This window comes from Streptomyces sp. NPDC053542, from assembly GCF_044544685.1.
Classification (GTDB): Bacteria; Actinomycetota; Actinomycetes; order Streptomycetales; family Streptomycetaceae; genus Streptomyces.
Window position 1 is genome coordinate 476159 of sequence record NZ_JBITXL010000005.1, and the last position, 21728, is coordinate 497886.

A 21728-nucleotide genomic window follows, 5' to 3' on the forward strand; every position below is an offset into this window, starting at 1 on the left:
TGAGGCTCATCCTGGCCACGAGGGCTGAGGCTCGGAGCTTGTGTCATGGCCCCGGCCACTGATGGGCGCCGCGTCGGACTTCCCGGTCTCACCGGGTTCCGGCGCGGCGCGGCCGGTTCAGGAGGACGAGCAGGGCACAGCTCAGCACCGCCAGTACCGCGGAGCCGGCCAGGAGGCGCGGCATCGGGAAGCCGCCGCTGAGCGTGCTGAGCAGCAGCGGGGCGAACATCCCGAGGTAGGCGAGACTCCAGAAGTACGAGGTGAGGCGGGCCAGCCCGCCCGGCGCCGCGAGGGCGGCGGCGGTGCCCAGGCCGTACGTGAGGACCAGCCCGTACCCCGCGCCCAGCACCGCCCCGGCGACCAGGCCGAGAACCGGCTGCTGGTGCGTGGCTGCCGCCCCGGCGAGGGCGAAGCCCCCGGCCATCACGAGCAGCCCGGCGACCGCGGTGAGCAGCCGGCTGCGCAGGATCAGCCGACGGGCAAGCGGCTGGACCGCCACCCCGGCACCGGGGACGACGGCCGTCGCCACCCCGGCGTACACCACCTCCCAGCCGCGCAGACCCCCGTCCACCAGCCCGGGAAGCGTGGCGAACCCGACCATCGGCGCGGCGAACACCCAGGGAGCCATGGGCAGGACGGCGCGCCAGAAGGCGGGGCGCGCAACCCGGAGGGGTCTCGTGCCTCGGGCGGTACGTCCAGCGCCCGCCGGACAGGTCTCCGGGCTCCCCTGGGCCAGCCCCCAGGCAAGTGCCGCCAGCGCCAGATGCGGCAGATACGCGAGCACCATCGGGTGGGGCGCCCACTGGGCGATCAGCGCGGCGGCGAGCCCGCCCGAGGCGAAGCCCAGCGAGACGAAGACGCCGGAGCGCCGGGCGGCCACCGTCTCCGTGCCCGTAGGCGCGTACGGCGGCGAGGACAGCTCCTTCACCCAGGCCCCGCCGGCCGACAGCAGTGCCCCGGCGCTGATCCCGGTGAGCAGCCGGCCGGGCGCCAGCCAGAACGCCGACCCGGCCCCGAGCATCAGCAGCAGCGTGGCCACCGCGTTCAGGGCGAGAGCGCCGAGCGCCACCGGGCGCCGCCCGTACCGGTCGGAGAGCGGGGCGGCGGCGAGCAGCCCCGGTATCAGCCCGACCGCGTACACCGCGAGCAGCGCGTTGACCGCGGCATCCGACAGCCCGGCCCCGGCACGGTAGGCCCCGAGCAGCGCGGCGAACTGGTTGGCGCTCCACCCCGAGGCGGTCATCATCAGCGCTGTCCGTATGCCGTACGGGCGAGGGGCGGGCGGCGCGGAGGCGGATGGCGCGGCGGCAGTCGGGCTCCGAGCAAGTACGTCATCAGCGATATCAGCGGTATCAGCGACATTGGCGGTATCGGTCGTATCAGCGGTATCGGTCACGAAACCCGTTGTACGAGCCACCACCCGCCCTCCGCCGCCCCCCTTCACGAATCGTGAACGGTCCTCCGCGCCGGCCGCGACCGCGCCCTACCCTGGGCAGTCATGGACCTCCGGCTGCTCCCGTCCTTCCTGGCCGTCGTCGAGGAACAGCACTTCGGCCGGGCGGCGGCCCGCCTCTTCCTCTCGCCGGCCGCCGTGACCCAGCACATCCGCCGCCTGGAGAACGAGCTGGGCACCCCGCTGCTGCACCGGAACCCGGTCCGGCCGACCGCCGCCGGCGTACGCCTGGCCGAGCACGCCCGCACGCTGCTGGCCGCGGCGGACGCGGCGGTCGAGGACGTCCACGAGGCGGTGCGCCGGGAGCGCGAGACGACCGCGCGCCCGCTGCGCGTCGGCATCATGGGGCACGGCTCGGCGGAGATCACCCCGGCCGCGGTGAACGCCTACCGCAGGGCGCGCCCCGAAGTCCCCGTCGAGGTGATCCAGCTCAACTTCACCGAGCACGTCTCGGCCCTCGTGGAGGACCGGGTGGACCTGGCCTTCATCCGGCCGATGCCCGACGACGACCGGCTGGTCGGCGATGCGCTCCTGACCGAGCAGCGCATCGTGGTCGTCCCCGGCTCGGCGTCGCTCGCCGACGCCCGCACCGAGGGCGTACGCGTCGCCGACCTGGCCGACCTGCCGATCTTCCGGGTCCCCGACCACACCCCGGCGATCTTCAAGGACTACCTCTACTTCCACAACGAGGCCGCCCGCCGCGGCCGCAGCATCGCCCTCTTCCCGCAGGAAGTCCTCACGGGCGTCCTCACCGGCCACGGCGCCGGCTCCGGCCTCCGCTCCTTCGCCCGCTACTACAACTGGCCCGGCGCGGTCTTCGTCCCCGTCCTGGACGCCCCACCGGAGTCCAGCCACCTCGCGGCCCGCGCCCACGACCCCAACCCCGAAGTAGCCATCTTCCGCGCCCTGGCCACCACCCTCGCCCGCGAACTGGCCCCCCGCATCAACAACATGCCGCTGCCGTGACCCCCACCACATCAGCGCGTTCCCTGAACACACTTCTACGAGGCACCTGCTGGCACGTCAGTAAATGCGGCCGGCAGCCGGCAAATACAGCAAGGGCCTGGCTCTCATTGAGAGCCAGGCCCTTGACCTGTGTTTCTTCAGTCGGGGTGGCGGGATTTGAACCCACGACCTCTTCGTCCCGAACGAAGCGCGCTGCCAAGCTGCGCTACACCCCGAAGCAACGAGCTCTACTTTAGCGGACCGATCCCCGTACGCGAAATCCGGTATCCAGGGCGCGGGGGAGCGGGCCTGAACTGGTCGATTGCGAGGAGGGCCACGGCGAGGAGGTAGAGGCCCAGGAGGCAGAGGAGGGCGTGGGTCAGGGCGGCCGGGTAGCCGTGGGTGACGGTGTTCAGGAGGGGCCAGGGGTAGCGGCCGGGGGTGCCCGGGGTGAGCAGGGCGCCGCGGAGGAGGGCGAAGAGGAGATAGAGGACCGGGTAGACCAGCCACTGCCAGGTGTGGCGGAGGCGGTACTGGCGCGGGGTGGTCAGGAGGAGCCAGTCCAGTACGGCACCGAGCGGGACGGCCGTGTGCAGGAGCTGGTCGGCGACGGTGCCCGTCGGGGAGGAGGCGTCGGGGAGCGTGGCGTCGCCGGGAGCGGGCGCGGGGAGGGCGTGGTGGAGGAGGGCGGCGCCGAGTACGTAGAGGAGGAGGGCGCCGGTGATTCGCGGGGAGACGGGGCGGCGGCCGCTTCCGGCGCGGTACGCGGACCACAGGGCGCAGAGCGCGAAGGCGGCGCCGGCCTGGACGGAGAAGTCGCTGAGTACGCGCGGCAGGTCGGCGGAGAGGCTGATTTCCAGAGCGACGCCGGTGGCCGCGGCCGCGGCGAGCAGGACGCGGAGGACGGCGGCCAGCGGGCGGCGGACTTGCGGCGCGACCGCCGAGTACGGGGTGTGCGCCGAGGCGCCGGCCGGGCCGGTCGCGTAGTGCGAGGAACGGGTGGGGTCGGACCGGGTCGGGTCGATCATCCCTCCACGCTAGACGGGTTATGGGGGGATTGGGGACGGTCTGCGGGACCTGAATGCCTGGATCTGGGGGGCCTGGAGACCTGGGTCGAGGGGACCTGGATACCTGGATTTGGGAGGGGGCCTGGATACCTGGCTCTGGGAGGGGGACCTGGACAGCGGGGTCCCCGCAGGCCGGGGCCCGGGAGGCGGCACGTGACCGTGCGGCCCCCGGCGGCCGGGCCCTTGTGTCCCGGCCGCCCCCGCCGTCCCCGGTCGCTCAGCCCCGTTCCACCAGCGTCAGCAGCGTCGCCTCGGGCGGGCAGGCGAAGCGGACGGGGGTGTAGCGGTTGGTGCCGCAGCCGGCGGAGACGTGCAGGTAGGAGGTGTGCTCCCCGGCGGTGTGGGTGGAGAGGCCCTTGACCCGGCCCGTGTCCAGGTCGCAGTTGGTGACCAGCGCGCCGTAGAAGGGGACGCACAGCTGGCCGCCGTGGGTGTGCCCGGCGAGGATCAGCGGGTAGCCGTCCGCGGTGAAGGCGTCCAGGGAGCGCAGGTACGGGGCGTGCACGACGGCGAGGGAGAGGTCGGCGCCCTCCTCGGGGCCACCGGCCACCTCGGCGTACCGGTCGCGCTTGATGTGCGGGTCGTCCAGGCCGGTCAGCGCGATCTCGATGCCCTCGAGCTTCAGGCGGCCGCGGGCGTTGGACAGGCCGACCCAGCCCGCCGCGTCGAAGGCGTCCCGCAGCTCTTCCCACGGGTTGTGGACGACGCCGACGGCGGGTGCGTTGCCGTTCAGCCCGTGTCGGCCCTGGACCTTTTCGATCAGGTAGCGGGCGGGGTTGCGCAGCTTCGGTCCGTAGTAGTCGTTCGAGCCGAAGACGTAGGTGCCCGGGAACTCCATCAGCGGACCCAGCGCGTCCAGTACCTCCGGCACCCCTTCGGTGTCGGAGAGGTTGTCGCCGGTGTTGACGACGAAGTCGGGGCGGAGACCGGCCAGGGACTGCAGCCAGCGCTGCTTCTTGCGCTGACCGCTGACCATGTGGATGTCGGACACCTGCAGGACCCGCAACGGCCGCATACCGCGCGGGAGTACGGGGATCGTCACCCGTCGCAGCCGGAAGGATCGGGCTTCGATGCCGGCGGCGTAGGCGAGACCGGCCGCGCCGACCGCCGTGAGGGACAGGGGTACTCCGTATCGCGCGCGCATGGCCCCATCGTGGCAGAGAGCGAGGGGCGGGAGCATCACGGGGCGGATGATCTTGCTGTCGTACGGGCAGCCGGTGCCGGCCGGCCGTACGATTTCGGGCGGTTGCCGGGGGTCTCGGGAGGGGTTCCGGCCCGATAACTCCGCGCAGTACCCGTCGCGCCCTGGCAAACTTGGGTCATGACCACGCTCAAGACGAAGCTGCAGGACGACCTCACCGCAGCGATCAGGGCGCGCGACGAACTGCGCTCCGCCACCCTCCGCCTCACGCTGACCGCGATCCAGAAGGAGGAGGTCGCGGGGACCGAAGCCCGCGAGCTGTCGGACGGCGAGGTCGAGAAGATCATCGCGCGCGAGGCGAAGAAGCGCCGCGAGGCCGCCGAGGCGTTCGAGAAGGGCGGCCGGGCCGAGCAGGCGGCGCGCGAGCAGGCCGAGGGCGAGGTGCTCGCCGACTACCTCCCCAAGCAGCTCACGGACGACGAGCTGGAGCAGCTGGTCGCCGAGGCGGTGGCGGAGGCCAAGGGCAGCGGCGCCGAGGGCCCGAAGGCCATGGGCGCCGTCATGAAGATCGTGAACCCGAAGGTCGCGGGCCGCGCCGAGGGCGGCCGGGTGGCCGCAACGGTGAAGAAGCTGCTGGCGGGCTGAGTCGGCTCGACGGGCCGCGTGGGCTTGACGGACTGATCGCCCACAGCGGGCCGATCACACTCCGCGGGCCGACCGCGCACTGATGTGAGGAGGGGCGCCCCCGCCTGGGGGCGCCCCTCCTCTTCACGTCATGCCTCGCGGCTCACCACTCGCGGCTCACCTGCCGCGGCCCACCTCTCGCGGCCGCGGCCCGTGCTCACCCGTTGTGCCCGCGTCCGTTCCCGCCGCCCGGCCAGTTCCAGCCGCCGTTCCCGCCGCCGCCCCCGATGACGTCGGGCAGGTCGGGGAGGTCGATGCCGCCACCGCCGGGCTTGTCGTCCGTGCGGGACGGCGGCTTCGCCCGGTCCTTCTTCTTGCCCTTGGGATCGCGGATCGGCACCGTGTGGAAGCCCGGCGCGGGCTTCCCGGCGAGCGCCCCGGCCATCGCGTCGCGCCAGATCGGCCCCGGCACCTGGCCGCCGAAGACCTTGTCGTACGGGCGGCCGCCGATGTTGATGTCCACCATCCGCCGCTTGTGCTCCGGGTCGCCGACCCAGACCGCGCCCGCCATGTTCGGGGTGTAGCCCACGAACCAGGCGGCGTAGCGGCCGTCCGTCGTACCGGTCTTGCCCGCGCTCGGCCGGCTGCTGAGGCCGGCCTCCTTGCCGGTGCCGTCCTCGACGACGCCCTGCAGGAGGGTGTTTATGGTGTCGGCCGTCTTCTCCGACATGGCCCGGCGGCAGCTGGTCTGCGGGACCTTCATCGCCTTGCCGTCCGGGCCGGTGATCGACTCGATGGCGACCGGCGTGCAGTACTCACCGCGGTTGGCGAACGCGGCGTATCCCGCCGCCATGGTCAGCGGCGACATCTCCTGGGTGCCCAGGGTGATCGACGGGACCTGGTCGATGTCCTTGCCGTCGGCCCGCTTGATCCCCATCTTGTCGGCCATCTTCGTGACCGGGCAGATGCCGACGTCGCTGATCAGCGACACGAAGTAGGTGTTGACCGACTTCGCGGTCGCCTCCTTCATGCCGTACGGGCCCTTCTCGCTGCGGTTCTCGTTCTCCACCGGCGCGCTGCCGTTCCACATGCCCTTGCAGGTGGAGACCGGACTCGGATACTGCATGCGGTACGGGGAGGGGTACACCTTGTCCGGGCTGACGCCCTGCTCCAGCGCGGCCGCCGCGATCACCGGCTTGAAGGTCGAGCCGGGCTGGTAGCCGGCGCCGCCGCCCATGTCCCCGTCCACGGACAGGTTCAACTGGGTCTGGTGCTCTTCCACCTTGAAGCCGTACGGCCGGGACTGGCCCATCCCGCGGATCTTGCCGGTGCCCGGCTCGACCAGCGCCGCCGCCGTGGCGACCGGGTCGGAGTCGTACACGTGATCGCTGACCGACTTCTGTACGGACTTCTGGGCCTGCGGGTCCAGCGTCGTACGGATCGTCATGCCGCCGCGCTGCCAGCGGGCCAGCCGCGCCTTGGGTGTCTTGCCGAAGACCGGGTCGTTCAGGAACGCCTCGCGGACGTAGTCGCAGAAGAAGCCGGCGCCGTCGACGGCCGTGATGCAGCCGTTGCGCGGGGTGCTGACGTGCAGCTCGATCGGTTTCTTCGCGGCGGCGTCGGCCTGCGCCTGGGTGACGTCGTGGACGTCGGCCATCCGCTGCAGGACCGTGTTGCGCCGCTTGGTCGCCTCCTCCGGGTCGTTGACCGGGTCGTACCGGCTCGGCGACTGGACGATGCCGGCCAGCAGCGCCGACTCCTGGAGGTTCAGGTCCTTGGCGGGCTTGCTGAAGTACCGCTGGGCCGCGGCCTCCACGCCGTACGCCTGCTGCCCGAAGAAGGTGATGTTCAGGTAGTTCTGCAGGATCTTCTTCTTGCCCAGCTCCTTCTCGACCTGGATCGCGTACTTCAGCTCGCGGACCTTGCGGCCGATGGTCTGCTGGGTGGCCTCGGCGACCTTGTCCTTGTCGTTGCCCGCCTCCTCGACGAAGACGTTCTTCACGTACTGCTGCGTCAGCGTCGAGGCGCCCTGCGAGACCCCGCCGGACTGCGCGTTCTTGTTGACCGCGCGCAGGATGCCCTTCATGTCGACCGCGCCGTGCTGGTAGAAGCGCGAGTCCTCGATGGCGACGATCGCCTTCCGCATGTACGGGGAGATGTCCTTCAGGTCCACCACCGTGCGGTTGCGGAAGTAGACCTTGGCGATCTCGCCGCCGTCGGCGTCCAGGATCTTCGTCTGCTGGCTCAGCGGCGGCGTCTTCATATTGGACGGGATGTCGTCGAACCCCTCGACCGTCCCCTTGGCGGCGAGGCCCAGCGCGCCGGCGGCGGGGAGGGCCAGGCCCGCCAGCACGGCACCGGCCAGGACGCTCACGCCGAGGAACTTCGCGGCCTGCTGGGTTGCGGTGAGGCCGCCACCGTCGCGCTTCTTACCCATGAGGGCACCCTACGTTCTCAATCACCGGACAGGGGCGCATGTGTTCGCTTACTCTGTTCACGCTTGTCACTCGAACGTGGTTCCGCACCAGCACATCACCCTTTTCTGCCGCGGGACCGGTGACCGGATTGCCCGCATGCGTCGCCCGCGCTTGCCCGTGACCTGTGGGAAACACCCTGAACTGTCCTGGCGTGCCAGAAAAGCGACGTATGCCCTGCGCTCACTCCGTTGGGTGATCTGCCGGATACGCATAGTCCGTTCGGACCATTCAAGATTGGGCCCGAAGGGGGTGTTGCGCCCTGCCTGCCTTCCGTAACGTCCTCAACTGGCAACGGTGAATATGCCGCTTGCCGCCGTGGGGGAGCCTCGATTCGGGAGAGGACGGCGCCAGCATGAGCTGGGTAACCGACTGGAGTGCACAGGCAGCCTGCCGCACGACCGATCCGGATGAGCTGTTCGTTCAAGGGGCAGCGCAGAACCGCGCCAAGGCGGTCTGCACCGGATGCCCCGTGCGGACCGAATGCCTCGCCGACGCACTGGACAACCGCGTCGAATTCGGCGTGTGGGGCGGGATGACGGAGCGCGAGCGGAGGGCCTTGTTGCGCCGCCGCCCGACCGTCACCTCGTGGCGTCGGCTGCTGGAGACGGCACGTACGGAATACGAGCGCAGCGCGGGAATTCTCGTGGACTGCGAAGACGAGGAGTTCGAGAACAACTTCGCCGCGGTCGGCTGAGCCGGCCCGTGGTGCCCGGCCCGTCGGCCGGGACATGAACACCCGGCGCAGATCCGGCCGGGTCAGGTGGGCGCCGACTGCGGCATGGCCGTCGGCGCTTGAGTCGGCCTGTTGGGTCGACGCGCCTTTGAGTCGACACGCGCGGTTGCCGTGTTCACCTGTGCGGTGAGTTTCGCCAACGTGGTGTGAGTCCACCAACGTGGTGTGGGTGCCGCTTGTGGTGAGAGTGCTGAGCGGCGCGGCGGCGGAATCGGCTCGTCGGTAGGCGTGCCGACGCGAGCCGACGTGATGTGTACCGGCGTACGGAGGTCGGCGCGTGATGCGCCGGATCCCACGACTGTGCCGGATCCCATGACCGAGCGGTCCTGCCGCGCTCGCGCTGCCCTGGGCGTGTGTCAGCCGGCGTCGCTCGCGCCGTTGGTGTCGGCAGGGCTGGTGTGGCCGGGGTTGATGTCAGCGGGGCCGGACGCGAGGCGGCTGCCGATCTCGCGCAGTCCCGCGACGTCATGGACGTCACCGGGCAGAGCGGCGATCTCGGCCACCGGTACTTCAGGGTGCAACGCGGTGAAGCGGTCGCGGGTGCGCCGCTCGCGCGCGAGCACCTGCATGCGCTCGGCATGCAGGGTCAGCAGGCCGGCGGCGAGTCGCGCCGACCGGGCCTCGGGGGACTGCTTCGATTCGGGAGGTGCGGAAGGGTCTTGCTCGTGCAGCGCCGGCGCAGCGGGGGAGGAAGCGTCGGCGGTACGTGATCCAGCCTTCCCGCCCTCGAGATCCACAATTCCGCCCTCGTCAAGATTTTCGGCGCCGTTCTCGTCCGCCGGTGCGGAGTTCCCCGCTCCGGTCATGTCGGTCAGCGCCTCGGCGGCCGCCAGCGCCCGTTCCGCGCTCAACTGGTCGGCGCCGCTGCCGTGTACGCGGTTCAGTACGAGGCCGGCCAGCGGCATCTGCTCGGCGGCCAGCCGCTCCACGAAGTACGCCGCCTCGCGCAGCGCGTCCCGCTCCGGCGCCGCCACGACCAGGAAGGCGGTCCCGGGGGCCTGCAGCAGCCGGTACGTGGCGTCCGCGCGGGTACGGAAGCCGCCGAACATGGTGTCCATCGCGGCCACGAACGTCTGGACGTCCTTGAGCAGCTGGCCGCCCATCAGCTTGCTGAGCGTGCCGGTCATCATCGACATGCCGACATTCAGGAACTTCATGCCGGCCCGGCCGCCGACCTTCGCGGGCGCCATCAGGACCCGGATGAACTTGCCGTCCAGGAAGGACCCCAGCCGCTTGGGCGCGTCCAGGAAGTCCAGCGCCGACCGGCTCGGCGGGGTGTCGACGATGATCAGGTCCCACTCGTCGCGGGAGCGCAGCTGGCCCAGCTTCTCCATGGCCATGTACTCCTGCGTGCCGGCGAACCCGGCCGACAGGGACTGGTAGAAGGGGTTCTCCAGGATCGCCCTGGCCCGCTCCTTGTCCGCGTGCGCCTCGACGATCTCGTCGAACGTACGCTTCATGTCCAGCATCATCGCGTACAGCTCGCCCCGGCCTCCGGGGCCGCTCACGCCCTTGACCTGACGCGGGACGTTGTCCAGCTCGGAGATGCCCATCGACTGCGCGAGCCGGCGGGCCGGGTCGATGGTGAGGACGACGGCCCGTCGGCCGCGCTCCGCCGCGCGGACGCCCAGTGCGGCCGCCGTGGTGGTCTTCCCGACGCCGCCCGAGCCGCAGCAGACGACGATGCGGGTCTGCGGGTCGTCGAGCAGCGTGTCCACGTCCAGATGCGGAGCCGAAGCGTCCAAGGTCGTGTACTCCGATGTCATATCGGTCCCTGTTTCCGCAGTTCCCGGGCCAGCCGGTAGAGCCCTGCCAGGTCCACGCCCTCGGCCAGCAGCTCCAGTTCGTACGTCGGCAGCCCGAGCCCGGTGATCTCGGTGTGTTCCGCACGCTCCAGCGCGACCCGCTCGGCGTGCTCGCGGGCCTGCTCCAGCAGCGGATCGATGAGCCGCTCGGCGCGGCCGCCACGGCGTGCGCCGCCCAGTCCGGCGCTGGACAGGGCCGCCGCGATGCCCGCGCGGGCGCCGTTCGCGGCCAGGTCCACCTCGTCGGGGGCCAGCACCGTGGGCCGGACCATGTTGATGACCACGCCGCCCACCGGCAGCCCGGCGGCGCGCAGTTCGGCGACGCCGTCCACGGTCTCCTGGACCGGCATCTCCTCCAGCAGCGTCACCAGATGGACGGCCGTCTCGGGTGACTTCAGTACGCGCATGACGGCCTGCGCCTGATTGTGGATCGGCCCTATCTTCGCGAGCCCGGCCACCTCGTCGTTGACGTTCAGGAAGCGCGTGATGCGGCCCGTGGGCGGCGCGTCCATGACCACCGCGTCGTACACGAAGTGCCCGCGCTTGTCCTTGCGGCGGACGGCCTCGCACGCCTTGCCGGTCAGCAGGACGTCCCGCAGCCCAGGGGCGATGGTCGTGGCGAAGTCGATCGCGCCGAGCTTCTTCAGGGCGCGCCCGGCTCCGCCGAGTTTGTAGAACATCTGGAGGTAGTCGAGGAGCGCGCGCTCGGCATCGATGGCCAGCGCGTGCACCTCGCCGCCCCCAGGAGAAACAGCGATCTTGCGCTCCTCATAGGGCAGCGCTTCGGTCTCGAACACTTGGGCAATGCCCTGCCGGCCCTCGACCTCGACCAGGAGGGTGCGTCGCCCCTCGGTGGCCAGGGCGAGCGCGAGGGCAGCGGCGACCGTGGTCTTGCCGGTACCGCCCTTGCCGCTGACGACATGGAGCCTGCTCACGCCATGGAGCCTAACCAGTCCGCCCGGGTGCTACGCACGAGACGCCGGGCCTGTCGCGTATGCCACGGTCCGGCGCGCGCCTTCGGGTGCGCGGCGGACGCACACAGGGGTGCCGCGGACGCGCGTCCTCGGGCGCCGTGGACAGGCATTACGCTCGCCCCATGACGAAGTGGGAATACGCGACCGTGCCGCTGCTGGTGCACGCGACGAAGCAGATTCTGGACACCTGGGGCGAGGACGGCTGGGAGCTGGTCCAGGTCGTGCCCGGCCCGAACAACCCCGAGCAGCTGGTTGCCTACCTGAAGCGGGAGAAGCAGGCATGAGCCGGGTCGAGGACAAGATCGAGTCGCTCGGCCTGAAGCTCCCCGACGTCGTGCCGCCGCTGGCCGCGTACCAGCCGGCCGTGCGCTCCGGGAACTACGTGTTCACCTCCGGCCAGCTGCCGATGGTGGACGGTGCCCTGCCCGCCACCGGCAAGGTCGGTGGCGAGGTGAACGCCGAGCAGGCCAAGGAGCTGGCCGGCGTCTGCGCGCTGAACGCGCTGGCCGCCGTGAAGTCCGTCGTCGGCGACCTGGACAAGATCGTCCGGGTCGTGAAGGTCGTCGGCTTCGTGGCGTCCGCGCCGGACTTCACCGGCCAGCCCGGTGTCATCAACGGCGCGAGCGAGCTGCTCGGCGAGATCCTCGGCGACAAGGGCGTGCACGCCCGCTCCGCGGTGGGCGTGGCCGTACTGCCGGTCGACGCGCCGGTCGAGGTCGAGATCCAGGTCGAGATCGCGGACTGAGCGGCCGCCCGGACACGGGCTCCCGAAGGGCGGTACGGATCGCGGCACGCGCCGCGGACCGTACCGCCCTTCTTGTGCGCGGCGTCTCGCCCCTCTCGTGTGCCGTGCCACGCGCGGCACGTACAGCGCCCTTGCGAAGATCGTCCGGCGGCCGGCGCCCCCTCGAACATCCGCGCGTGAACGCATAGCATCCGGCCATGTCGACGACGACCAATGGCCAGTGGTATCCGCCCGAATGGCCGGACCGGATCAGGGCGCTCGCCAGTGGTGAGCTGACGCCGGTCACGCCCCGAAGAGCGGCGACCGTCATGCTCCTGCGCGACTCCGGCCGGGGCCCGGCCGTCCACATGCTGCGCCGGCGCGCCTCGATGGCCTTCGCGGGCGGCGCGTACGCGTATCCGGGCGGCGCCGTCGACCCCCGTGACGAGCGGCCGGTCGCCTGGGCAGGGCCCTCGCGCGCCGAGTGGGCGGCCCGGCTGGGCGTCGAGGAGGCCGTGGCGCAGGCGGTGGTCTGCGCGGCGGTCCGCGAGACCTTCGAAGAGGCCGGGGTACTGCTCGCCGGGCCGTCCGCCGGCACCGTCGTCGCCGACACCACGGGGGACGACTGGGAGGCCGACAGGGCCGCGCTGGTCGACCGCGAGCTGTCCTTCGCGGACTTCCTGGACCGCCGCGGCCTGGCGCTGCGCAGCGACCTGCTGGGGGCCTGGGCACGGTGGATCACCCCGGAGTTCGAACCGCGGCGCTACGACACCTGGTTCTTCGTCGCTGCGCTCCCCGAAGGGCAGCGCACCCGCAACGCGTCCACGGAGGCGGACCGTACGGTGTGGACCCGGCCCGCCGAGGCGGCGGCCGGCTACGACCGCGGCGAGCTGCTGATGATGCCGCCGACGATCGCCACGCTGCGCACCCTGGAGCCGTACGGGAGCGCCGCCGAGGCGCTCGCCGCCTCCGCCCGGCAGGACCTCACCCCCGTACTGGCGCGTGCGGAGCTCACGGAGGGGCAGATCGTGCTGAGCTGGCCGGGCCACGAAGAATTCACCAAACACATCCCCACGGGAGCGGCGCCCGGCAAGAGCGGCGCCGCGCCCGGCTCCCCCGAAGGGCCCGCCACATGACCGACGCAGCCGCACTCCCCGGCCAGCCGCGCGGCGGCGTGCTCTCGGGGGCCGCGACCGCCCGCGCGTACTGCGTGCTGGCGCCGAATCCGTCCGCGATGACCCTGGACGGCACCAACACCTGGATCGTCGCCGAGCCGGACTCCGACCTCGCCGTGGTCATCGACCCCGGACCGCTGGACGAGAGCCACCTGAAGGCGGTCGTCGAGACCGCCGAACAGGCCGGCAAGCGCGTCGCGCTCACCCTGCTCACCCACGGGCACCCCGACCACGCCGAGGGCGCCGCCCGCTTCGCCGAGCTGACCCGTACGCCGGTACGGGCCCTGGACCCCGCGCTGCGCCTCGGGGACGAGGGGCTGGCCGCCGGGGACGTGATCACGACCGGAGGGCTGGAGCTGCGCGTCGTGCCCACCCCGGGGCACACCGCCGACTCGCTCTCGTTCCACCTGCCGGCCGACGCCGCCGTGCTGACCGGGGACACGATCCTGGGGCGCGGTACGACGGTGGTGGCGCATCCGGACGGCCGCCTCGGCGACTACCTGGACTCGCTGCGGCTGCTGCGCTCCCTGACGGTCGACGACGGCGTGACGACGGTCCTGCCGGGCCACGGGCCGGTGCTGAACGACGCGCAGGGCGCCGTGGAGTTCTACCTCGCGCACCGGGCCAAGCGGCTGGCCCAGGTGGAGACGGCGGTCGAGGCGGGCCACCGTACGGCCGCGGACGTCGTCGCCCACGTGTACGCGGACGTCGACCGCTCCCTGTGGCCCGCGGCCGAGCTGTCCGTACGGGCGCAGCTGGACTACCTGGGGGAGCACGGGCTGGTCTAGCCAAAAACCAGCCCGTCCGGCGCTTGCGGCTCCGGGGCCGGGGGCGGAGCCCCCGCGCGAAAAGGCCCCGCACGGATGCGGGGCCTTTCAGTACGCGCGTCAGTACGCGCGCTGACGCGCAGTGGTCAGCGCGACCGCTTCGCGAGGCGTTCGACGTCCAGGAGGATCACCGCGCGGGCCTCCAGACGCAGCCAGCCGCGGCCGGCGAAGTCCGCGAGCGCCTTGTTGACCGTCTCGCGGGAGGCGCCGACCAGCTGGGCCAGCTCCTCCTGGGTCAGGTCGTGCACGACGTGGATGCCTTCCTCGGACTGCACACCGAAGCGGCGCGACAGGTCCAGGAGGGCCCGCGCCACACGGCCCGGAACGTCGGAGAAGACCAGGTCGGACATCTGGTCGTTGGTCTTGCGCAGCCGTCGGGCGACGGCGCGCAGCAGGGCCGTGGCCACCTCGGGGCGCGCGTTCAGCCAGGGCTGGAGGTCGCCGTGGCCCAGGCCGAGCAGCTTCACCTCGGTGAGCGCGGTGCCCGTGGCCGTGCGCGGGCCCGGGTCGAAGAGGGACAGCTCACCGATGAGCTCACCGGGGCCGAGGACGGCGAGCATGTTCTCGCGGCCGTCGGGGGAAGTGCGGTGCAGCTTCACCTTGCCGTCGGTGACCACATACAGGCGGTCGCCCGGGTCCCCTTCGTGGAACAGGGCGTCACCACGGGCAAGCGTGACCTCGGTCATCGAGGCACGCAGCTCAGCAGCCTGCTCGTCATCGAGCGCCGCGAAGAGCGGTGCGCGCCGCAGAACGTCGTCCACGAGTTCTCTCCTTGTCGACATGCTCCGGGTGACGTAGGTCCCCATCATGCCGGAATGCAAAACAGTGCGATCAATCACAAGGATGCCGGACAGGTGTCCGCCGCCATAAGGCAGGGGGCCGATTGGGGGCGCGATTCTTGGTGATCGGGCCGGATGTCAGTGGGTGGCCTTAGTCTGGCCGAGTGTCCAATACGCCGGTGAGAGCACAGGACAAGGGGGCTGGACGAGTGAGCGCAGACCGTGATTCTGCTGTGGGCGAACAGGTGAGCGCGAATGCCGCGAAGCCTCTGAAAAGGGACTCCGAGCCGTCCGGGTCGGCTACCGCCAAAAGGGCGCCGGCGGGGAAAAAAGCCGGGGTGACGGAGCCGGCCGAGGCCGCCGGGCCGGCCGCGGCGGACCCGGTCACGGCCGGCGGACCGGCCCGTACGAAACCGGCCACCACGAGCGAGCGGACACCGGCCGCGAGGAAGACCACCGCGGCCGCGAAGAAGACCGCTGCCAAGAAGACCACCGCCGCCGCGAAGAAGACCGCGTCGGCTGCGAAGAAGACCGCCGCGGCCGCCAAGAAGACGGCAGCGAAGAAGGCCCCCACGAAGACCACCAAGTCCGCCTCCAAAGCCCCCGCCGCCCGTAAGCCCGAGTCCCGTGTCGCCCTGGTCCGCCGCGCCCGCCGGATAAACCGGGAGCTCGCCGAGGTGTATCCGTACGCCCACCCCGAGCTGGACTTCCGTAACCCCTTCGAGCTGCTGGTCGCCACGGTCCTGTCGGCCCAGACCACCGACCTGCGGGTCAACCAGACCACTCCGGCCCTCTTCGCCGCGTATCCGACGCCCGAGGACATGGCCGCCGCCGACCCCGAGGCCCTGGAGGAGCTGATCCGGCCGACCGGCTTCTTCCGGGCGAAGGCGAGGTCCCTGCTCGGCCTGTCGGTCGCGCTGCGCGACCGGTTCGGCGGCGAGGTGCCGGGCCGGCTGGAGGACCTGGTGACCCTGCCGGGCGTGGGCCGCAAGACCGCCAACGTCGTGCTCGGCAACGCCTTCGGAGTCCCGGGGCTCACGGTCGACACGCACTTCGGCCGGCTGGTCCGGCGCTTCGGCTGGACCGCCCAGGAGGACCCGGAGAAGGTCGAGGCGGAGATCGCGGAGATCTTCCCCAAGAGCGAGTGGACGATGCTCTCGCACCGCCTGATCTTCCACGGCCGCCGCGTCTGCCACTCCCGCAAGCCCGCCTGCGGCGCCTGCCCCATAGCGCCGCTGTGCCCGTCGTACGGCGAGGGCGAGACCGACCCGGAGAAGGCCAAGAAGCTGCTCAAGTACGAGATGGGCGGCAAGCCGGGGCAGCGGCTGCGGCCGCCGGCCGGCTATCCCGGCGAGCCCGCGCCTCCGCTGGGGGCCGGATGACGCACGGATGACGCCGGGGCGGCACCGGGTCCGGTACGCCGGCGACCACCGCCCAGTACGTCGGTGACCAGCGCAATGAGGGCGTGAGGGGGCGCGTATGACGAGAGCACAGGAGATGGCGCAGGGGATGTGCGGCGAGGACGCGTACGGGCGGCAGACGGACGGACAGGGGGCGTACGGAGCGCAGGCGGCCGGCACGGGGGCGGCCGCCCTGGACATCCGGGTCACCACCGACGGCCTGCCGGAATGGCTGCGCCCGGTGGCCGAGGCCGCGGCGACGGTCGAGCCGCATCAGCTGAGCCGCTTCCTGCCGCCCGCGACCGGCGGCCGGCAGTCGGCCGTGCTGATCCTCTTCGGCGAGGGCGCCGGCGGTCCCGAGCTGCTCCTCATGGAGCGCGCCGGGACGCTGCGCTCGCACGCGGGCCAGCCGTCCTTCCCCGGCGGCTCGCTGGACCCGGAGGACGGCGATCCGGAGGGCGACGGTCCGCTGCGGGCCGCGCTGCGCGAGGCGTGGGAGGAGACCGGCCTGGACCCGTCGGGCGTGCAGCTCTTCGGTGTGCTGCCGCGGCTCTACATCCCGGTCAGCGGCTTCGTGGTGACGCCGGTGCTCGGCTGGTGGCGCGAGCCCAGCCCGGTCGGCGCGGTCGACCAGGCCGAGACGGCCCGGGTGTTCACGGTCCCCGTGGCCGATCTCACGGACCCCGCGCACCGCGTGACGACCCGCCATCCGAGTGGCCACGTCGGCCCGGCCTTCACCGTCGAAGGCGCTCTGGTCTGGGGATTCACCGCCGGTCTCATCGACCGCATCCTGCATTACGCGGGGTGGGAAGTGCCCTGGGACCGGGACAAGCAGGTCCCGCTCGACTGGCGCTCGTGAGACGGTGGCGGGCGTGAACGTCCTGGACATCCTGCTGTTGGTCGCCGCCGTGTGGTTCGCGGTCGTTGGTTATCGCCAAGGTTTCGTCGTCGGCATCCTGTCCGTGATCGGCTTCCTCGGCGGCGGTCTGATCGCGGTCTACCTGCTGCCCGTGATCTGGAACGAAGTGACCGAGGACGCCTCACCGGGCTCCTTCGCCGCCATCGCGGCGGTCGCCATCGTGATCGTGTGCGCCTCCGTGGGACAGGCGCTCACCACCCACCTGGGCAACAAGCTCCGGAGATACATCACCTGGTCACCGGCGCGCGCCCTGGACGCCACGGGCGGCGCCCTGGTGAACGTCGTGGCGATGCTGCTGGTGGCCTGGCTGATCGGGTCGGCCCTGGCGGGCACGTCCCTGCCGACGCTGGGCAAGGAGGTACGCAACTCCAAGGTGCTGCTCGGCGTCTCCCGGGTGATCCCGGCGCAGGCCGACACCTGGTTCGCGGACTTCTCCTCGGTACTGGCGCAGAACGGTTTCCCGCAGGTCTTCACGCCGTTCTCGAACGAGCCGATCCAGGAGGTGCGGCCGCCCGACCCGGCGCTGGCCGGCAGCCCGGTGGCGGCCCGCGCGAAGCAGTCCATCGTGAAGGTCGTCGGCACGGCCACCAGCTGCGCCAAGGTCCTCGAAGGCAGCGGCTTCGTCTTCGCGCCGCACCGCGTCATGACCAACGCGCACGTCGTCGGCGGCGTGTCCGACCCGACCGTACAGATCGGCGGCCGGGGCCGGGTCTACGACGCCAAGGTCGTGCTCTACGACTGGCGGCGGGACATCGCCGTACTGGACGTACCCGACCTGCAGGCGCGCCCGCTCCGCTTCACCGACCAGGACGCGCGCAGCGGCAACAGCGCCATCGTCGCCGGCTTCCCGGAGAACGGCGGATACGACGTCCGCTCGGCCCGCGTCCGCGGCCGTATCCAGGCCAACGGCCCGGACATCTACCACCACGGCACGGTCGCGCGCGATGTGTACTCCCTCTACGCCACGGTCCGGCAGGGCAACTCCGGCGGCCCGCTGCTCACCCCAGACGGCGAGGTCTACGGCGTGGTGTTCGCCAAGTCCCTCGACGACGACAGCACGGGTTACGCCCTGACGGCCGACGAGGTCCGCACCGACATCGAGCGGGGGCGTACGGCCCAGCGGACGGTCGACAGCCAGGGCTGCGCGATGTGAGAAAGGGCCCCGGGGCGGCTGCGAAGGCTCCCCGGGGTCACCGGGGCCAAGAACCCTGCGCGGAGCGTCCGCCGCCCTGTGAGCCCGTTCTGCGGGCTTCCGGCGGCGTGGCCGCTCATCAGGCGGCGCGGCCCGGGAAGCGGGGGTCAGCTCCGCGGATGGCGGAGCCGCGCGGTCATCCAGCGCGCACGGCGGCGCAGGATGCGCGGAATGCCGAGTGGGTCGGCGAGCGCATGAGGTCCGCCCGCCCGGAGGTCCGGGGCGCTCCTCTCCTTGGTGCCCAGCGCAGCGGCGTTGCTGCGGCGGTTGCGTGCCACGTCACGGTAGTCGTGCGTCCAGCCCATACCCTCGACTCTGCCCGTGCCCCGCGGTCCGTAACCGCACCGGTGTCGGTCAATTGGCCTATGCGCGAGGCAAGTGGCTGTTCGACAAACGTACGTTCCCCGCTGTTCCGCGGAGTGTCACGGCGGCGTCCGGCGCACCGGTAACGGGACAGGCCCCGAGGTCACCGGTCCGGCTCGGGATCCTTCAGCCAGCTGATGAGCTCGTTGGTGAAGGCGACCGGATCCTCCTCATGGGGGAAGTGCCCCAGGCCGTCGAAGAGGCGCCAGCGGTAGGGCGCTTCGACGTACTCTCCGGAGCCGGCCGCGCTGCGCGTACGCATCACCGGGTCGAGCGAACCGTGCAGGTGCAGCGTCGGCACTCGTACGGGCCACTTCATCCGGCGGTTGAACTGGATCCCGTCCGGCCGCGCCATCGAGCGCACCATCCAGCGGTACGGCTCGATCGAGCAGTGCGCCGTGGACGGGATCGTCATGGCCTTCCGGTACGCCTCGACCGCGTCGTCCTCGGGCAGCCGGGGCCCGGACCAGTCCCGGATCAGCCGTCCCACCAGCGCCGCGTCGTCGGCCACCAGCGCCCGCTCGGGCAGCCAGGGCCGCTGGAAGCTCCAGATGTGCGAGGACCGGCGGCTCTGCTTGGCGTCGGAGAGCATGGCCGAGCGCCAGCGGCGGGGGTGCGGCATCGAGGCGACCGCGAGCCGCCGGACGAGCTTGGGCCGCATCACCGCGGCCGTCCACGCCAGGTAACCGCCCAGGTCGTGCCCGACGAGCGCGGCGTCCGGCTCGCCGAGCGAGCGGACCACGCCGGTGATGTCCAGCGCGAGGTTGGCCGGGTCGTAGCCGCGGGGCGTGCGGTCGCTGCCGCCCACGCCCCGCAGGTCCATCGCCACCGCCCGGAAGCCCGCCTCGGCGAGCGCGGGCAGCTGGTACCGCCAGGTCCACCAGAACTGCGGGAAGCCGTGCAGCAGCAGTACCAGCGGCCCGTCGCCCATCTCGGCGATGTGGAAGCGCGCGCCGTTGGCCGCGACGTCCCGGTGCGTCACCTCTTTCCCGCCGGGGACGTCGAGCCGTACGACCGACGTGGGCGAGGGCGCCGGCGAGGATTCTGAAGCCGTCATACGGCCGAGCGTGTCACACTCTCGACCGCCGGGTGCTCCTCCACGGCCTGGCGCGGGTGCGGCTTGACGTTCCCCAGGACGGCCGCCGTCTGCTTGGCCGAGGCGACGGTCTTCTGCGGGCCCTTGCCCGCCTTGGCCTTCTTGAAGAACACCAGCGCGATCAGCCCGAGCAGCCCGGCGACCAGCACGTTGGCCGCGAAGGAGAGCAGGAAGCAGACCGAGAGGTGCCAGCCGCTCCATGCCTGGATGCCGTAGGCCAGCGCGAAGCTGAGCATCGGCAGGGAGAAGAGCAGCACGATGGCTGCCGCCCCGCCGGCCAGCCCGCCGACACCGGCCCGCTTCACGTCGTTCCGCAGCTCGGCCTTGGCCAGCGCGATTTCGTCGTGCACCAGTGCGGATACTTCGGTGGTGGCGTGGGCCACCAGCTGTCCGAGGCTGCGGTCCGCACCGCGGGCCGCGCCGTCGTCTGCTGTGCTCATCGACTGCTCCCGTTCTCTGTCTCCCGGATGATTACCCCTCAGATCATGCCGGACCATCCTGCCCGGAGTCGGGGGCGGCGGCCACCTCGGCCCGTCGTCGGTGTTCGGCCGCCTTCGCTTCGTGGAGGGCGGCCATCCGCAGGTGGTACGCGGGGCTGTCCTCTTCGTAGATGTCCGGGATGCCGTCGAGGTCCTCGTCCCGGTTCTCCTCCTCGCACAGCCGCCGGTACTTGGCGTTACGGATCTTCAGCAGCACCGTGGCCAGTACGGCCGCTATCAGCGAGCCGGTCAGCACGGCGGCCTTGATCTCGTCGGTGAGCACCGGGTCCGAGGAGAACGCCAGCTCGCCGATGAGCAGCGAGACCGTGAAGCCGATGCCGGCCAGCGCCGACACCGCGAACACGTCCGGCCACTTGAGCTCCGGGTTGAGCGAGGCCCTGGTCAGGCGGGTGGTCAGCCAGGTACCGCCGAAGATCCCGACCGCCTTGCCGAGGACCAGGCCGAGCACCACGCCGAGCGTCTCCGGCTGGGTGAAGACGTCGTGCAGCGCACCGCCGGAGACGGACACACCGGCCGAGAAGAGGGCGAACAGCGGTACGGCGAGACCGGCCGACAGGGGGCGCACGAGGTGCTCGATGTGCTCGCCGGGGGAGTGCGGCTCGTCCTCGCGCCGGTGGCAGCGGAGCATGAGCCCCATGGCGACGCCCGCGATGGTCGCGTGCACGCCGCTGTTGTACATCAGGCCCCAGATGACCAGGGCGAGCGGTACGTACACGTACCAGCCCCGGACGCCCTTGCGCAGCAGTACGTAGAAGGCCACGAGGCCCAGTGCCGCGCCGCCGAGCGCCCAGAAGTTGATCGTGGAGGTGAAGAAGACCGCGATGATCAGGATGGCGAACAGGTCGTCGACGACGGCCAGCGTCAGCAGAAAAGCGCGCAGCGCGGACGGCAGGGACGTACCGATGACGGCCAGGACGGCCAGCGCGAAGGCGATGTCCGTCGCGGTCGGGACGGCCCAGCCGTCCAGTGAGCCGCCGCCCGTGGTGTTGACGACGGTGTAGACGACCGCCGGCATGACCATGCCGCACAGCGCGGCGACGACCGGCAGCGCCGCGGCCTTGGGGTCGCGCAGCTCTCCGGCGACCAGTTCGCGCTTGAGCTCGATGCCGGCCACGAAGAAGAAGACCGCCAGCAGGCCGTCGGCCGCCCAGTGCTGTACGGAGAGGTCCAGGCCGAGCGAGGCCGGGCCGAGGTGGAAGCCGCGTACCGCCTCGTAGCTGTCGCCGAGCGGGGTGTTGGCCCAGAGGAGCGCGACCACCGCGGCCACCAGCAGCAGGACACCGCCCACGGTCTCCGTACGGAGGAGGTCCGCGAGGTAGTTCCGCTCGGGCAGGGACATCCGCCCGAGGAAGACGGAACGGCGGGGAGCGGGCGAGTTCACGCGGTGACCTCCGGGGCGGCAGCTGGGCACGGCTGTTGCAGTTGCCGACCAGACTTCCCGGCACACCCCAGTTCGTTCGCGCGTTTCTTGACGCGTTCTTCACTGTACCCGGACGGCGCAGGAACGATCCAGCGATCTTCACGTTACGGGCAT

Annotated in this window: 21 protein-coding genes and 1 tRNA gene; 10 read left to right on the forward strand and 12 right to left on the reverse strand. The window is 71.6% G+C overall.

Translation table 11 applies throughout. The features are described from left to right. Positions 1–88: 88 nt before the first annotated feature. Positions 89–1246, reverse strand: coding sequence for an MFS transporter (locus ACIGXO_RS17085; RefSeq protein ID WP_399786697.1), 1158 nt, complete (start codon positions 1244–1246; stop codon positions 89–91). A gap of 252 nt (positions 1247–1498) precedes the next feature. Here ACIGXO_RS17085 and ACIGXO_RS17090 point away from each other — a divergent pair, with 252 nt between their 5' ends. After that, the gene (locus tag ACIGXO_RS17090) at positions 1499–2419 is read left to right on the forward strand and encodes a LysR family transcriptional regulator (RefSeq protein WP_399786699.1); all 921 of its coding nucleotides are present in this window, start codon (positions 1499–1501) and stop codon (positions 2417–2419) included. A gap of 141 nt (positions 2420–2560) precedes the next feature. On the opposite strand, the gene ACIGXO_RS17095 is transcribed toward ACIGXO_RS17090, so the two are convergent. From ACIGXO_RS17095 to ACIGXO_RS17105, 3 genes are all read right to left on the reverse strand, one after another. Continuing rightward, positions 2561–2634 (reverse strand) — tRNA-Pro (locus tag ACIGXO_RS17095). 12 nt (positions 2635–2646) lie between these two features. After that, positions 2647–3426, reverse strand: coding sequence for a Pr6Pr family membrane protein (locus ACIGXO_RS17100; RefSeq protein WP_399786703.1), 780 nt, complete (start codon positions 3424–3426; stop codon positions 2647–2649). Positions 3427–3682: 256 nt separating this feature from the next. Then, on the reverse strand, positions 3683–4609 hold the full coding sequence (locus tag ACIGXO_RS17105) for a metallophosphoesterase (protein ID WP_399786706.1): 927 nt from the start codon (positions 4607–4609) through the stop codon (positions 3683–3685). Between the two features lie 177 nt (positions 4610–4786). On the opposite strand from ACIGXO_RS17105, the gene ACIGXO_RS17110 reads away from it, so the two are divergent. After that, on the forward strand, positions 4787–5251 hold the full coding sequence (locus ACIGXO_RS17110) for a GatB/YqeY domain-containing protein (protein WP_399786709.1): 465 nt from the start codon (positions 4787–4789) through the stop codon (positions 5249–5251). A gap of 196 nt (positions 5252–5447) precedes the next feature. Here ACIGXO_RS17110 and ACIGXO_RS17115 read toward each other — a convergent pair whose 3' ends face one another. After that, a complete protein-coding gene (locus ACIGXO_RS17115; RefSeq protein ID WP_399786712.1) occupies positions 5448–7667 on the reverse strand; it encodes a transglycosylase domain-containing protein in 2220 nt (739 codons plus the stop codon). Positions 7668–8059: 392 nt separating this feature from the next. On the opposite strand from ACIGXO_RS17115, the gene ACIGXO_RS17120 reads away from it, so the two are divergent. Further along, a complete protein-coding gene (locus ACIGXO_RS17120) occupies positions 8060–8401 on the forward strand; it encodes a WhiB family transcriptional regulator (RefSeq protein ID WP_399786715.1) in 342 nt (113 codons plus the stop codon). 395 nt (positions 8402–8796) lie between these two features. Here the strand turns inward: ACIGXO_RS17120 and ACIGXO_RS17125 are convergent, their stop codons facing one another. Together ACIGXO_RS17125 and ACIGXO_RS17130 are read right to left on the reverse strand one after the other, a co-directional pair. Continuing rightward, positions 8797–10206 (reverse strand): ArsA family ATPase, encoded by a 1410-nt coding sequence (locus ACIGXO_RS17125; protein WP_399786718.1) that lies wholly within the window; start codon positions 10204–10206, stop codon positions 8797–8799. Further along, positions 10203–11180 (reverse strand): ArsA family ATPase, encoded by a 978-nt coding sequence (locus tag ACIGXO_RS17130; protein ID WP_399786721.1) that lies wholly within the window; start codon positions 11178–11180, stop codon positions 10203–10205. Before ACIGXO_RS17130 ends, ACIGXO_RS17125 begins: the two co-directional genes overlap by 4 nt. Positions 11181–11341: 161 nt before the next feature. On the opposite strand from ACIGXO_RS17130, the gene ACIGXO_RS17135 reads away from it, so the two are divergent. The 4 genes from ACIGXO_RS17135 to ACIGXO_RS17150 all read left to right on the forward strand — a co-directional run bounded on the left by ACIGXO_RS17135 (position 11342) and on the right by ACIGXO_RS17150 (position 13906). Further along, entirely contained in the window at positions 11342–11503 is a 162-nt protein-coding gene (locus ACIGXO_RS17135) for a DUF4177 domain-containing protein (RefSeq protein WP_003975360.1), read from the forward strand. Continuing rightward, entirely contained in the window at positions 11500–11964 is a 465-nt protein-coding gene (locus ACIGXO_RS17140; RefSeq protein ID WP_399786724.1) for a RidA family protein, read from the forward strand. The genes ACIGXO_RS17135 and ACIGXO_RS17140 overlap by 4 nt, the downstream gene beginning before the upstream one ends. Positions 11965–12161: 197 nt before the next feature. Beyond that, positions 12162–13079 (forward strand): NUDIX hydrolase, encoded by a 918-nt coding sequence (locus tag ACIGXO_RS17145; protein WP_399786727.1) that lies wholly within the window; start codon positions 12162–12164, stop codon positions 13077–13079. Further along, entirely contained in the window at positions 13076–13906 is an 831-nt protein-coding gene (locus tag ACIGXO_RS17150) for an MBL fold metallo-hydrolase (protein WP_399786730.1), read from the forward strand. Before ACIGXO_RS17145 ends, ACIGXO_RS17150 begins: the two co-directional genes overlap by 4 nt. A gap of 125 nt (positions 13907–14031) precedes the next feature. On the opposite strand, the gene ACIGXO_RS17155 is transcribed toward ACIGXO_RS17150, so the two are convergent. Continuing rightward, on the reverse strand, positions 14032–14706 hold the full coding sequence (locus ACIGXO_RS17155) for a Crp/Fnr family transcriptional regulator (protein ID WP_030260115.1): 675 nt from the start codon (positions 14704–14706) through the stop codon (positions 14032–14034). A 356-nt stretch (positions 14707–15062) separates the two neighbouring features. On the opposite strand from ACIGXO_RS17155, the gene nth reads away from it, so the two are divergent. The 3 genes from nth to ACIGXO_RS17170 all read left to right on the forward strand — a co-directional run bounded on the left by nth (position 15063) and on the right by ACIGXO_RS17170 (position 18196). After that, positions 15063–16106: an endonuclease III gene (gene nth, locus ACIGXO_RS17160; RefSeq protein ID WP_399786733.1), complete on the forward strand. Its 1044-nt coding sequence runs from the start codon at positions 15063–15065 to the stop codon at positions 16104–16106. Between the two features lie 97 nt (positions 16107–16203). Further along, a complete protein-coding gene (locus ACIGXO_RS17165; RefSeq protein WP_399786736.1) occupies positions 16204–16983 on the forward strand; it encodes an NUDIX hydrolase in 780 nt (259 codons plus the stop codon). 13 nt (positions 16984–16996) lie between these two features. Further along, positions 16997–18196 (forward strand): MarP family serine protease, encoded by a 1200-nt coding sequence (locus ACIGXO_RS17170; protein WP_399786740.1) that lies wholly within the window; start codon positions 16997–16999, stop codon positions 18194–18196. Positions 18197–18342: 146 nt separating this feature from the next. Here ACIGXO_RS17170 and ACIGXO_RS17175 read toward each other — a convergent pair whose 3' ends face one another. The 4 genes from ACIGXO_RS17175 to nhaA all read right to left on the reverse strand — a co-directional run bounded on the left by ACIGXO_RS17175 (position 18343) and on the right by nhaA (position 21533). Continuing rightward, positions 18343–18540, reverse strand: a complete 198-nt coding sequence (locus ACIGXO_RS17175) for a hypothetical protein (RefSeq protein WP_030260123.1) — start codon at positions 18538–18540, stop codon at positions 18343–18345. Positions 18541–18701: 161 nt separating this feature from the next. Next, complete coding sequence (locus ACIGXO_RS17180; RefSeq protein WP_399786743.1) at positions 18702–19655, reverse strand: alpha/beta fold hydrolase; 954 nt, start codon at positions 19653–19655, stop codon at positions 18702–18704. Next, the gene (locus ACIGXO_RS17185; protein WP_031058676.1) at positions 19652–20134 is read right to left on the reverse strand and encodes a phage holin family protein; all 483 of its coding nucleotides are present in this window, start codon (positions 20132–20134) and stop codon (positions 19652–19654) included. The genes ACIGXO_RS17180 and ACIGXO_RS17185 overlap by 4 nt, the downstream gene beginning before the upstream one ends. A 43-nt stretch (positions 20135–20177) precedes the next feature. After that, the gene (nhaA, locus tag ACIGXO_RS17190) at positions 20178–21533 is read right to left on the reverse strand and encodes a Na+/H+ antiporter NhaA (protein WP_399787123.1); all 1356 of its coding nucleotides are present in this window, start codon (positions 21531–21533) and stop codon (positions 20178–20180) included. Positions 21534–21728: the final 195 nt, after the last annotated feature.